11 protein-coding genes are annotated in these 12,514 nt (G+C 55.7%); all 11 read right to left on the bottom strand.

The features are described from left to right. Window positions 1–11 precede the first annotated feature (11 nt). The 11 genes from ABNV41_RS05095 to ABNV41_RS05045 all read right to left on the bottom strand — a co-directional run bounded on the left by ABNV41_RS05095 (window position 12) and on the right by ABNV41_RS05045 (window position 12,385). Window positions 12–842: an MIP/aquaporin family protein gene (locus ABNV41_RS05095; protein WP_012812917.1), complete on the bottom strand. Its 831-nt coding sequence runs from the start codon at window positions 840–842 to the stop codon at window positions 12–14. 45 nt (window positions 843–887) lie between these two features. Further along, a complete protein-coding gene (gene glpD / locus ABNV41_RS05090) occupies window positions 888–2,408 on the bottom strand; it encodes a glycerol-3-phosphate dehydrogenase (RefSeq protein WP_050819773.1) in 1,521 nt (506 codons plus the stop codon). Window positions 2,409–2,548: 140 nt separating this feature from the next. Continuing rightward, a complete protein-coding gene (locus ABNV41_RS05085; RefSeq protein ID WP_050819774.1) occupies window positions 2,549–3,319 on the bottom strand; it encodes a DeoR/GlpR family DNA-binding transcription regulator in 771 nt (256 codons plus the stop codon). Further along, complete coding sequence (gene recQ / locus ABNV41_RS05080; RefSeq protein WP_050819775.1) at window positions 3,316–5,196, bottom strand: DNA helicase RecQ; 1,881 nt, start codon at window positions 5,194–5,196, stop codon at window positions 3,316–3,318. The genes ABNV41_RS05085 and recQ overlap by 4 nt, the downstream gene beginning before the upstream one ends. Before the next feature lie 4 nt (window positions 5,197–5,200). Further along, the gene (locus ABNV41_RS05075) at window positions 5,201–5,578 is read right to left on the bottom strand and encodes an OmpA family protein (RefSeq protein WP_050819776.1); all 378 of its coding nucleotides are present in this window, start codon (window positions 5,576–5,578) and stop codon (window positions 5,201–5,203) included. Window positions 5,579–5,656: 78 nt separating this feature from the next. Further along, window positions 5,657–7,351, bottom strand: a complete 1,695-nt coding sequence (gene cydC / locus ABNV41_RS05070; protein ID WP_050819777.1) for a thiol reductant ABC exporter subunit CydC — start codon at window positions 7,349–7,351, stop codon at window positions 5,657–5,659. Between the two features lie 2 nt (window positions 7,352–7,353). Next, window positions 7,354–9,075 carry a thiol reductant ABC exporter subunit CydD gene (gene cydD, locus ABNV41_RS05065; protein ID WP_050819778.1) on the bottom strand — a complete coding sequence of 574 codons (1,722 nt, stop codon included), beginning with the start codon at window positions 9,073–9,075 and terminating at the stop codon, window positions 7,354–7,356. A gap of 92 nt (window positions 9,076–9,167) precedes the next feature. Continuing rightward, window positions 9,168–10,850, bottom strand: a complete 1,683-nt coding sequence (locus ABNV41_RS05060; RefSeq protein ID WP_050820403.1) for a sensor histidine kinase — start codon at window positions 10,848–10,850, stop codon at window positions 9,168–9,170. 101 nt (window positions 10,851–10,951) lie between these two features. Beyond that, window positions 10,952–11,164, bottom strand: coding sequence for a NepR family anti-sigma factor (locus tag ABNV41_RS05055; RefSeq protein WP_050820404.1), 213 nt, complete (start codon window positions 11,162–11,164; stop codon window positions 10,952–10,954). 74 nt (window positions 11,165–11,238) lie between these two features. Then, a complete protein-coding gene (locus ABNV41_RS05050; protein ID WP_050819779.1) occupies window positions 11,239–11,832 on the bottom strand; it encodes a sigma-70 family RNA polymerase sigma factor in 594 nt (197 codons plus the stop codon). A 106-nt stretch (window positions 11,833–11,938) separates the two neighbouring features. After that, window positions 11,939–12,385, bottom strand: coding sequence for a sigma-70 family RNA polymerase sigma factor (locus tag ABNV41_RS05045; protein WP_230844649.1), 447 nt, complete (start codon window positions 12,383–12,385; stop codon window positions 11,939–11,941). Between the last annotated feature and the right edge of the window lie 129 nt (window positions 12,386–12,514).

Below are 12,514 nucleotides of genomic sequence, written 5' to 3'. Positions count from 1 at the left end.
GCGTGTTGCGGTCAGTCGGCCGCCGTCGTGGTCACCCGGGCCCGTGCGGGCATAAATGGGCGGAGAAGTGTCTGGTAAAGTGTGGCACCCACTAAACCGCCCACCATGGGGCCAGCAATAGGCATCCACCAATAATTGCCGGGGGAAGGAAACGCGGCACGTCCCCATCCTGCAACAAAACAGAAAATGCGCGGCCCAAGATCACGCGCAGGGTTAAGCGCCCACCCTTCCAGAAAGCCGGAAGATGCGCCCAGAATGGCCACCAGCAGGCCAATAATCAGCGCGCCGGAATTGGCTTGCGGGGCCACGGTATTGTATTCACAGGTAATGGCAAAAATACCCAGCACCAAAATGGCGGTCAGGATAACCTCATTCATCATGGCATGAAGTGGGGTTACAAAATCACCGGGATGGGTAAAGAAAACGCCAGAAGCTGCGCCATCATTCACCCAGTCCAGATGATTGGCGAGCGCGTAATGCTGGATAACAGAGCCATAGAGGGCGTACACAAGCGAGGCCCCTAAAAAGCCGCCGCCAATTTGTGCCACCCAGTAAGGCACAACTTTTTTCCAGGAAAATCCACGGTAGCATGCCAAGGCCAGCGTAACGGCCGGGTTGGCATGCGTGCCAGATACAGAGCCAGTTACATAGATGGCCAGCGTAACGGCCAGCCCCCATGTAATGGCAACACCCCAGTAAGCCTGCTTGTAGGGGCTGGGATCATACAGCGAGAACATTGCTGCCACTGAATCCCCAATAGTCACAATAATCATAACAGCCAGACATTCGGCTATCATTTCCCCAAGCAGGGCTTTTCCTGTTTTTTCCATGACCTTCCTCATTATTATTTTTGTTGTTGGAAAGGACGTATCTATGGTTCTCAGATATCAGGCAAGTTTCTTCCCGACATATGCTTCAACATTGGCTTTTTCTGCATCGTTCAGATGCAGGCCCAGCTTGCTGCGGCGCCACAGAACATCTTCTGCCGTGCGTGCCCATTCACGAGAAATCAGATAATCCACTTCGCGCGCTGTCAGGTCACCGCCCAGCACTTCACCCATATCCTGCATGCTATTGGCTTCACCAATAATTTCGTAGGTCCGGCTGCCATAATTGCGCATCAGGCGCCATGCAAGACCTTCCGGCAGCCATGGTGCTGTGCGGCGCAGGCGTGCCAGAGCCTGATCAAACCCACCGTCACCCAAGTCACCACCAGGCAGAACTTCCTGTGCAGTCCAGCTCTGGCCGCCCACTGCGGGCAGAACAGGTGCCAGTTTTTCCAGCGCGTGTTCGGCAAGCTTACGGTAAGTGGTGATCTTGCCACCAAAGATGGAAAGTAGCGGCGCACCATCCTGCGTATCCAGATCCAGCACGTAATCACGCGTGACGGCAGAAGCGTTGGCAGAGGCATCATCATACAGCGGACGCAGGCCAGCGTAGCTCCACACCACATCGCTTTCTTTTACCTGCACGTTCAGATAGCGGTTTACGCTTTCACACAGGTAGGTCACTTCATCGGGCGCAATTTCCACTTTGCCCGGTTCCTGCTTCCACGGAATATCGGTGGTGCCAATCAGCGTGAACTTCTGTTCATACGGAATGGCGAACACAATACGCTTATCCGGGTTCTGGAAGATGTAAGCCTGCGGGCCTTCATACACGCGCGGCACAATAATGTGGCTACCCTTGACCAACCGAACCGATTTGGAGTTCGGGATCTTCAGCGTATCGGCCAGCAGGCGCGCAACCCATGGGCCAGCAGCATTTACCAGCGCCTTGGCGCGTACGGTTGTGGTTTTGCCGGTTGCGCGGTCTTCCAGCGTGGCTTCCCATACGCCGTTGGCGCGGCTGGCGGCAATCAGGCGGGTGCGGGTGCGCACATCTGCCCCACGTTCGGCGGCATCCATGGCGTTCAGCACCACAAGGCGGCTGTCCTGCACCCAGCCGTCGGAATACACAAAGCCTTTGGTGTATTCGGGCTTCAGTGCCGCGCCGGATGAGTGCGTGCGGAAATCAATGCAGCGAGACTTCGGCAGTGTCATGTTGGAAGCAAGGTGATCGTAAAGGAACAGGCCAGCCTTGAGCATCCACGCCGGACGAACCAGCTTGGAATGTGGCAACACGAACCGAAGCGGCCACATGATATGCGGTGCCATTTTCAGCAGGCGTTCGCGTTCCATCAGCGCTTCGCGCACCAAGCGGAATTCGTAATATTCCAGGTAACGCAGCCCGCCGTGGATCAGCTTTGTGCTGGAAGATGACGTGTAGCTGGCAAGGTCATCCTGCTCTACCAGCAGAACAGAGGCGCCACGGCCAACAGCATCTCGTGCGATGCCTGCGCCGTTTACCCCTCCTCCAACAATGAGCAGATCATAAATGCGGGCGGGAGATGCAGTAGGTGTGGTCATGGTTTCTTCCGGTTTCGGTCAGAACGCAAACTTCTGTCTTTTATTCGTATTCGAAAAGAAAACGCAAGAAGAATGGCGTCAATATGGCCAGATGGCGGTTTTTAACAGCCTTCTCCGCTTTCCTTTACGAAAAAGAACGATCACGGCTGGGCAATATGCAGCTTTACATCGTGCTCTTTTAGCAGAGCGCGAATGCCCGCAGGTGGCGGTTGATCGGTATAAAACGCGTTAACCTGTGTAATATGCCCAACCCGTGCCATGGGTCTGCGGCGGAATTTGGTATGATCCGCCAATAAAAAAACAGTGCGCGCATTGCGTAGGATCGCCTGCGCTGCGTTAATTTCATCGGCATCAAAATCCAGCAATGTGCCGTCTTCATCTATGCCGCTAATGCCGATCACACCAAAATCTGCTCGGTATTGCTCAATCATGGCGGCGGCTGTGGGGCCAACTATGCCACCATCACGCAGACGCACATGGCCACCCGTAATAATCAGGCTACATTCAGGGGCTGGGGCCAGAAGTGTAGCAACATGAATGTTGTTGGTAATAACCCGCAGCGCCTTATGGGTGCGGAGAGACTGGGCAAAGGCTTCTGTGGTGGTGCCGATGTTGATGAAAAGCGAAGCCCCATTGGGAATAGCCTGTGCGGCATTGCGCCCAATAGCTTCCTTTTCGCGCAGGTTCAGGATTTGCCGATCGGAATAGGAAATGTTTTCTGAAGGTGAAAGGGAACTGGCCCCGCCATGATGCCGCGCTAAAAGCCCTTGTGCCGCCATGGTATTGACGTCTCGCCGCACGGTTTGCACCGTAACATTGAGCTCACGTGCCAGATCTTCACTGGTTGCGTAGCCATGTTGCTGCACCAGCTTGAGAATACGAAACCGACGTTGTTGCACTGCCTGTGTCATGCCTGCGCTGTTTCAAGAACCTCCAGCACGGCTTCTCCGTACCGTTCCAGCTTGGAGCGCCCTACCCCTTTGATATCGCCCAGTTCATCTAGGTCTGAAGGTTTTTCCATGGCGATATCGCGTAGCACGGAATCATGGAAGATAACGTAAGGCGGAATCTCCTGCTCCTGCGCTTCTTCCCGGCGCCATTGGCGCAAGGCATCAAACAGCGCTTTGCTATCTTCTGTAAGGGCTATGCCTGTGCTTTGGCTCCCGCGGTCTGATAACCGGCTGGTTGTTTCCACAACAGGGTCTGCCCGTAAGTGAACTTCTTCTTCTCCGCGCAAAATGGGCCGGGCTACATTCTGGTTTAAAATCAGGCCGCCGTACTGGCCTTCTGTGCGCAAGGCGCCACGGGCTATAAGCTGGCGCACCACGCCGCGCCAGAATTGCTCGCTTTTATCCTTGCCAATGCCCCATACGGTCAGCTTGTCATGCCCATTCCGCGTAATGGCTTCTGTGGTTTTGCCACGCAATACACCGATAACATGTAGCGCGCCAAAGCATTGCCCTGTGCGATACACGGCAGAAAGCAGCTTGCGTGCGGCTTCGGTGCCATCAAATGTCAGCACCGGGTGCAGGCAGTTATCACAATGGTCACAGGGTTCGGCCAGCTCCTCACCAAAACAGTGCAGTAAGGCGCGGGTGCGACAGCCTGTGGTTTCAGTCAGCGCAATCATGGCTTCCAACCGGCTGCGCATAATCCGCTTTTCGCTCTCTGGTGCGGCAGATTGATCCAGCCAGTAACGGGCACGGGCCATGTCCTCCCCGCCGTAAAGCAGGAGTGTGTCTGATGGCAGGCCATCGCGCCCTGCTCGGCCAATTTGCTGGTAATAGGCTTCGGGCGAGGCTGGCATATCCAGATGCACAACGGCACGTACGTCGGGCCTGTCTATACCCATGCCAAAGGCAACGGTGGCCACAATAACAAGGGGTTCACCAGAACGAAAACGCAGCAATGCGGCGCGTTTTTCTATAGGGGAAAGTCCGGCATGATACGCCAGCGCTGGCCATCCACGTTCACGCAGAGAAGCGGCCATGCGCTCCGTACGCGCACGGCTGCCGCAATACACAATACTGGCTGCATCCTTATGCCGCTCCAGCGCTGTAATAAGTTGGCGCGTTTCAGATGCTTTGGGCTGGACGGAAATGTTGAGATTAGGCCGATGAAAGCTGGAAACCAGCACTTCGGCATGCGGCATATCCAGTGCTGCCAGAATATCTTCGCGCGTACGTTCATCTGCTGTGGCAGTAAGGGCAATACGCGGTACATGCGGAAAATGCCGCGGCAATGCTGTAAGCGCGCGGTATTCTGGCCGGAACTCATGCCCCCAAGCCGAAATACAATGGGCTTCATCAATAGCAATAACCGAAAGCGGTATGCGCACCAGCCGGTCCAGCGTGCCGGATGAAAGCAGCCGCTCTGGGGATATATACAGCAGGTCTATCCGCCCGTTTGCCAGATCTGAACGGATTTTGGCGGCTTCATCGCCTTCCAGTTCAGAGTGGAGAGCCGCCGCGTTAATGCCAAGCTGGCGTAGGCCCGCAACCTGATCATCCATCAAAGCAATAAGGGGGGAAATAACCAGCCCCATACCTTCCCGGCACAGGGCAGGTATTTGGTAACAGACACTTTTGCCGCCGCCGGTTGGCATAAGCACCAGTGTATCTCTGCCTTCCATAACGCATTCAACGGCTTGCGCCTGAAGGCTGCGAAAACCCGGAAAGCCAAAAACCGCCTGCAGGACTTCCTGCGGCGGTTTGCCAGCAAACCGGTCCCGTTCCAGCCTGCTATGTGAAAACTGAGAGGGCGTGGATATGGAGCCGGTTTCTGTCATTCTATCAGGGGTTGGCCAGTTCAATCTCCACGCGGCGGGAGCCAACCTGCATGCCTTCGCTGCTGGAAGGTGCGCGTGGGGTCTGGACGATATGATCACCCGCCACGCCATCTTCGCTCAGCTGCTGGGCAACAGCCTTGGCGCGCTGAATGGCCAGAAGAGCATCAGCAGAAAGATCATGTCCTGCGTGTGCATAACCTTCCACTTTTACAATGCGGGAAGGATGCTTTCTGGATTCGTCCGCCACCTGCAACAGGACATTGCGAGCATTGTCATCCAGCTCTGTTGACCGAGCGGAAAAGAAAACCACGTATTTGCGTGGTGCATTGCCAGCACAGGCAGCCAAAAGGCAGAGACCAGCAACAGGAAGCAAGCGGCGCATATAAAATGTCCTAATCAAGATATGTAATTATTTCCTAACTGGTGCCCTGCCGGGGCCATTACGTCAACATAGATTTGCTTACGCAACGGCAGCTTTGGCAATTCCGGCAGAAAGCCGCCAGATACGGTCCAGCTTTTCCACACCAGTCAGGCGGTGGGCAATAAGGATAACTGTGCGCCCTTCTGTAACGGTGTTGAGTGTGCGCAGGAAGTCTTGCTCGGTCTGGGCATCCAACCCGGTTGCCGGTTCATCCAGAATCATGATGGGTGCTTGTGTAAGCAATGTGCGGGCCAGTGCAATACGCCGCCCCTGCCCGCCAGATAGCCGTACCCCACCTTCACCCAGCCATGTGTCCAGCCCTTCTGGCAGGTTGCGAACAACATCTGCAATGGCGGCTTCTTCCAACGCCCGCCACAGGTCTTCTTCCGAGGCGTCCGGGCGGCCCAATAGCAGGTTGGCGCGGATGGTATCATCAAACAGATGGGTAGCTTGGGAAAGCCATGCGATACGCTGGCGCAGAGAGTCTGCCTTAATGCGGGAAATATCCTCCCCACCCAGCGTGATGGTGCCTGCTTCTGGCGTAGCCGCTTTGAGAAGTAGCGCCGCAAGGCTGGATTTACCCACGCCAGATGGCCCCAAAATAGCCACGCGCGTACCTGCGGGAATATCCAGCGTAAGGCCATCAAACACCCATGGGCGATTTGCAGCCCAGCGGAACTTTACGCTTTCTACATGAATATGTGTGTCTAGCGGTGCATCTGTTTGCTCAGATGCCGGAATGCTGATGGCAGATGGCTGTTCAGCCACTTCTACCACGCGACGTGCTGCGGACCCCATTGCGCCAGCCTGTAACCCGGCGCGGGTGAGTGCTGCGGCACTTTCAAAAGCAGCAACGGTCAGGAACAGAATGCCTACACCTTCAAGCGCGGGGATGTGTTCTGCAAATAGGCCACCAATGCTCAGCAGCACAGCAAACACGGCAATCTGCCCGGCCAGAAAAGCCATGGCATTGGCAAGGGCAGCCCGCCGTGCCAGACGCAGCTGATCTTGCAGAAGTGCTGCATCTGCCGCCTGCACACGCGCCAGCATCCGGCCTTCAGCACCAAAGGCGCGGATTTCACGCAGGCCCCCTACCAGATCCAGCACCGTAATGCGCAAATGGGCCAGATGATGCACAATCTGGCTGGCAGATGCGCGGCTGGACCGTGCAATCATCCACGGCACTACAAAAGCAGAGCAGGCAAACAGCAGCCCCACCATAAAGCCTAGCAGCACACTGGCATGGCCCGCAATAATGACCAAAGCGGGGAATGTTACACAGGCGCAGATAAGCGGCATGACAATGCGCAGGTACAGCCCATCTAGCGTGCCAATGTCTGAAACAAGGCGGGAAAGCATATCCCCAGCCCGGCGGAAGCCCAGCCCGGCAGCAGCGCCCTGTGCGAGGGAGCGGAAAAACCATACGCGCAAATCAGCCAGCGCGCGGAACATGGCATCATGCGCGAACAGGCGTTCTGCATAACGCAGGATCACGCGGCCTGCACCAATCCAGCGCAAGGCGGCTGTGGCAATAACAATTTCGCCCATAACGCAACCGGCCAAACGCAGACCGGAAGTTTGCATCAGGGCCAGACCAAAAGCCAAGGCCAGCAGAGCCAGAACAATACCACCCGCAAGGCGCGCACCCTGTTTGCGCCAAAGCGCAAAAACGGTGCGGATAGCTTGCCAGTCTGTCAGTTCCCCGGTGGGACGAGGGTTAGGGAGAGAGGTCATGCTCAGGCTGCTCCCTGTCGGCTGATAACGCGGCCACCGGCCAGATCTATACGGCGGCCTTTAAACATATGCACGGCGGCAGAATGGGTGGCCAGAATAACGGTGCGGCCTACGGCCAAGCGTTGCAGGCTTTCAAACACGCTTTTTTCTGTTGCCGGGTCCAGATGCGCTGTGGGTTCATCCAGCAGCAGCACCGGGGCATTTTTCAGATAAGCGCGGGCAATGGCAATACGCTGGGCCTGCCCACCGGAAAGACCAAACCCACCTTCCCCAATCCGGGTTTCCAGCCCTTCGGGCAGGCTGGGCAAAAACTGGTCAACCGCAGCAGATTTTAGCGCGGCCTGAAGTTCGGTATCGCTGGCATCAGGTTTTGCAAACAGAATGTTCTCGCGCAGGGTGCCGGCAAATAGAACCGGTTTTTGCCCAATCCAAGAAACCATGCGTGCCAGTGCGTCTGGCACAATGCTATCCAGCGGTGCGCCGTTAAACAGAACGCGCCCTGTATCAGGCTGAATAAAGCCCAGCAGCAATTCCATGATGGTGGATTTGCCGGAACCTGAAGCCCCTGCCAGAATCAGGGTTTCACCTGCAGGCACGGTAAAGCTGACATGGTCTAGCGCCAGACCACGTGCGGGGTCCCACGCAAAGCTGACATCATCAAAGGAAACCATCACGCCATTGGCGTTGACGGTGCGTGCACCCTCCGGCGCAGGGCGATCCTGAGCTTCAGGCAGTTCCAGAACAGCCGTTGCGGCCCCTTGGGCGTGTGCCCTGTCCTGATAAGCAAGAGCCAAGCCACGCAGAGGCGCAAAAAACTCGGGCACAGCCAGCAGAACAAACAGCCCCGCTGTAACGGCATGCACCAATGCCGGAGCACTTCCCTCCGCCTGTAGGGCCAGAGCCTGCCTGCCATCCATAATGGCAATGGCAATCAAAGCAACAACCATGGCGCAGTCGATGGAAGCGGAAGACAGAAACGCAACCCGCAGCACTTTCATGGTGCGCTGGCGTAGTTCTTCTGCAGCATCGCCTAGTTTGCGGGTTTCATCTTCTGCCCGGCCTGCCAGCACAATGGTGGCAATGCCTTTAACCCGGTCCAGAAAACGCGCCTGCAGGCGTGTCATGGCCAGAAACTGATTGCGGGAAGCCACAGCCGCCCCAATACCGAACAGTGCCTGCCCAAAAGGTACGGCGATACCGCATAGACCCAGAACCAGAGCCGCGTGAGGCTGCACAAAGGCTATGGGGATAAGAATGGCAACAGGTGCTGCAATCCACAGAATAGAAGCAGGAATCCAGCGGCCAAAAAAGCCGTCTAGCGCTTCCACACGGTCTACAATGGTGGAGGCCAGCACACCGCTATGCACGCGGCGCAACAGTGCAGGCCCACCTGTAAGAACAGAAGCCAGAACCTCACCACGTAACCGGCGGCGCGCGGCAATGCCTGCACGTGCGGCACCTGTATCGGCCTGAACCATAACCAAAGCGCGTAGAATGGCCAGAACAGGAAAGGCCAGAAAAGGCCATACAGGCATGGGGCCTGCGGCTTCTGCCATTTTCCAGTTTACCAGGGCATGCCCCAGCACAACGGCCACACACCAGACTTGCCCTATACCGACAAGACTGGAGAGCAGCCCGGCTCCAACCACTGATCGCGCTGCCTGACGCCCCAGACGCGATTGTGTCCGTGTCCAGTTGCGGATTGCTGCTTTCTCGTTGCTCATAACACAAGGCGTTTATACCGACAGGCGCAAGACGCAAACAGTTTAGAAAGCCAACCCCTGCTGCAATCTGGGCATAGCGTGCATTTTTTGCCTTATTTTTTGGTCTCTGGTGGGTTTTCTGGCAGGCGCATGACCAACGTATATTGCACGCCGCCTTCCCCCTTATACGTAAGTGTTGCCTTAAGCTGGCGCGCAAATGCGTGAATGAGTTTAAGGCCAATACCTTGATGTATTGGCGGTTCTTCCCATACGCACCCTACGCCGTTATCTCCAACCTGCATGGTAAGTTGGCCATGGCTGCGGTGCAGGCGCACAAAAATCGTGCCTTTCTGCCCATCGGGGAAAGCATATTTAATGGAGTTGGTGATAATCTCCGTAACAATCAGGGCGAGAGGCACAGCCTGATCCGGGTCCATCCAGAAACTGTCTGAAACCACGTCCAGCGTCATGCGCCCAGATTCTGATTCTCCGGCAATGTGGAGTGTCTGCTCACAAAGCTCTTTGAGAAAAACAGACATGTTCAGGCTGTTCAGGGCATCTTCTGCGTAGAGTGTTCGATGCAGTGTTGCCAGTGCACGAATTCTATCACGCGCGAGGGCAAATTCTGCCCGCACCTCCGGGTGTTCAATCTGGTTGGCCTGCAGGTTGAGCAAGGAGGCCACAATCTGGAGATTGTTCTTAACGCGGTGGTGCACTTCCTTCATCAGCAGTTGCTGATGCGCCATTGCCTTTTTAAGCCGTGCTTCATGGCGAGAAAGGCGGCGTGTGGCACGGGTAAAAGCCTGCCCAAGGCGTTGGAGTTCAAGTGGCATGGAGCGGGTGATGCGTGCATCAAAAATCCCTTCCATTTGCCATTTCTGCACGGAATATGTGAGGCGACGCAAAGGACCTATCAACACAATATTGGCCGCTAACGTAACGGCAACCAGGCCGATGACCAGTAGCAATACCAGCCCTACAATTTGCAGGATCATGGTATGCAGGGCATCAGATTCCATGGATGTGCGCTGGGTGGAAACCAGAATATCTGCTCCACCAGCAATAGCGCCCAGAGCATAGCCCCCCAACCCGGTGGGGAGCGTGATAATGCTGCGCTCACTGTTTTCCAGCGCATTCTTGAGTTCATGCACGATGGAAGGTGGTGGAGATTGCCACCCGCAATCCGAACATACAGGCAACAACTGCCCATTATGCATGAGCAGCCACGCCTGTATGGGGTTGTCATCTTCTGCAAAAACCTGCCAGCCGGAGGCACTACCCAGATACGCCCTTTGCCGGGATATCTGGAGAATGCCCATCAGATAGCCATGTGCTTCAGGGAGGGCCAAAAAACCTGCTGGCACGGTAATGCGCAAAAAAGCGCCACCTTCCCCCGGTCCGCCACTGGTCTGCACGGCCTCAAGCAATGTGGAATGTACATCTGTTGGCATGGAAAGAGCCCCTACCTCCGCACATCCCCGCCCTTGGGGGGAAACGGATTGAATGGGTTTTCCTTCATCATCCAGCACGGAAAGAAAGCAGTAACGCTGCCCGCTAATGGTTTCCATAAGCCGGAGGGCATGCACAATCTGATCCGGTGTCAGATCCATATGGCCTATGGTTTCAAGGGCGCTACGTAATCTGTCTGTATCGTGGCGGAATTGCAGGTCCAGCCGCATAATGGCGTTGCCAGCACGTTGCGCACTGCCCAGAGTAACTTCGCGGTAATTATGCAGAGCCAGCACAGCGCCAATGGCAATAACAGGAACGGCTGAAAGGCAGATCAGCAGCCGCATCCGTGCGCTTGTGGTGCTGAAAATACGCCCTAAACCAGACAGAAGGGAGGCCGCTACCCGGCTTGCAGGGCCTTCCCCTCGCCCACTGATATGCAAAGTGCTTAATCCTGTTTTTCTCGATCTTCCTGAATCAGCTTAAGCAGTTCTTCAGGCACGGGTTCATTCACAACGTTATCAAACATCTGGTGCAGGCCACGCTTCAGCCAGAGGTCAAAAGCTTTATCCCGCTTTTTTTTCGGCTTTCGGGATTGGGTATCGTCTTTCCTTTTTCCCATCCTGAACTCCGGTTTCTGCCATACCATCCATTCGGGCATGACCTGTTGGGTGCTGTGTTTGCACGACTCTGCGGGCTTTGGATCCCTGACATCAGTATCGTACGCCATTGCATTTATGCCGTCTGCTGTGCGTTACGCGTTGTGTTGCGGGCCGTGCGGGTTTTACGTCGAGCAGAAGATGTTCTGGTGGTGGATTCTGAACCTGTTTTGTCAGAAACACCAATGTCCTCTTCTCCCATCAGCCAGACTTCCAGCTGCCGACGTGCCCGAAAAACCCGGCTTTTTGCTGTACCCACAGCGCATCCGGCAATGTCTGCCAGTTCCTGATAGCTCATCCCTTCCAGAACTCCCAAGACCAAAGCTTCCCGCTGGTCGTCTGGCAGCCGTGCAAGTGCTGCATCCAGTTCTTTCAGGGCCAATCTGTCTTCATGCCGCCCGCTTACAGACAGCAAAGACTGAGGGGTATCATCAATGTTCCCGACCTCACGCTTTTTGCGAAGATCAGAGATAAAACGGTTACGCAGAATACGGTGCATCCATGCGGCAAAATTGGTGCCCATAACAAAGCTTTCCTGCGCTGCCAGAGCATTGCACACAGTATCCTGCACAAGATCTTCGGCTACAGAACGATTGCGGGTAAGCGCCAATGCCTGCACGCGCAGTTTGGGGAGGATAGCGATAACCTGATCATGGAAAGAGGCTGTCATTTTTGTGTTCTCCGCCTTGTGGATCTCTTACCCCTTCAATGTTCGGCGGAGTGAAAAGGTTACATTCAAAAACAAGCGAGTGTTCACGAAAACGAGAGCGCCAGATTTACGAGCCTTCCGGGTCGTTTTGTTTATCCTGTGTGGCCATGACCTTCTTGAGCGCGGCGCGTGCGCGTGAAACGCGCGCCTTCATGGTGCCCACTTCCACCTCGCATATTTCTGCGGCTTCTGCGTATGTCAGCTCCTGCGCGCCAACAAGCACCAGAGCCTCACGCAAGAGCGGAGATATCTGCCACAACAGGCTTTCAAGCTCCTGCATTTCGGTTTGCGTGTGCGGAGACGATTCGGAGGTGGATGCAGGCTGGTGGCCATAATCTTCCAGCGCAATGCGCTCCCTGCGCCCGCGGCGGTGCTGCTCCAAAAAAAGATTGCGCAAAATGGCAAAGCACCAGGCCCGCAGGTTTGTGCCCGGTGTAAAGCCATCTGCCTTGTCCAGAGCACGCACAATTGTATCTTGCACCAGATCATCGGCAATGGCGGAATCACGCGCCAGAAAGCGTGCAAACCCACGTAATGCAGGGATAATTGCAAGAAGTTCTGTGCGAAACGTGCGCCGCGTGGCAACATGGGTGGAATGTGGAGTGCGAGTCAGGATAAATCCCCTTTCCGGAAAGCCGGTGCG

Source organism: Acetobacter sp. A11-2, from assembly GCF_040208445.1.
GTDB classification, from domain to species: Bacteria; Pseudomonadota; Alphaproteobacteria; order Acetobacterales; family Acetobacteraceae; genus Acetobacter; species Acetobacter oryzoeni.
The sequence above is the reverse complement of the archived record's forward strand: the minus strand, read 5'-3'. Positions and strand labels throughout refer to the sequence as shown.

What these genes read in the sequence shown, in the direction of transcription:
- ABNV41_RS05060 (WP_050820403.1), bottom strand. Translation starts at nt 10,850, where the DNA reads ATGCGGCTGCTGATCTGCCTTTCAGCCGTTCCTGTTATTGCCATTGGC.
- ABNV41_RS05050 (WP_050819779.1), bottom strand. Translation starts at nt 11,832, where the DNA reads ATGACAGCCTCTTTCCATGATCAGGTTATCGCTATCCTCCCCAAACTG.
- ABNV41_RS05055 (WP_050820404.1), bottom strand. Translation starts at nt 11,164, where the DNA reads ATGCCCGAATGGATGGTATGGCAGAAACCGGAGTTCAGGATGGGAAAA.
- recQ (WP_050819775.1), bottom strand. Translation starts at nt 5,196, where the DNA reads ATGACAGAAACCGGCTCCATATCCACGCCCTCTCAGTTTTCACATAGC.
- ABNV41_RS05095 (WP_012812917.1), bottom strand. Translation starts at nt 842, where the DNA reads ATGAGGAAGGTCATGGAAAAAACAGGAAAAGCCCTGCTTGGGGAAATG.
- glpD (WP_050819773.1), bottom strand. Translation starts at nt 2,408, where the DNA reads ATGACCACACCTACTGCATCTCCCGCCCGCATTTATGATCTGCTCATT.
- cydC (WP_050819777.1), bottom strand. Translation starts at nt 7,351, where the DNA reads ATGACCTCTCTCCCTAACCCTCGTCCCACCGGGGAACTGACAGACTGG.
- ABNV41_RS05075 (WP_050819776.1), bottom strand. Translation starts at nt 5,578, where the DNA reads ATGCGCCGCTTGCTTCCTGTTGCTGGTCTCTGCCTTTTGGCTGCCTGT.
- ABNV41_RS05085 (WP_050819774.1), bottom strand. Translation starts at nt 3,319, where the DNA reads ATGACACAGGCAGTGCAACAACGTCGGTTTCGTATTCTCAAGCTGGTG.
- cydD (WP_050819778.1), bottom strand. Translation starts at nt 9,075, where the DNA reads ATGAGCAACGAGAAAGCAGCAATCCGCAACTGGACACGGACACAATCG.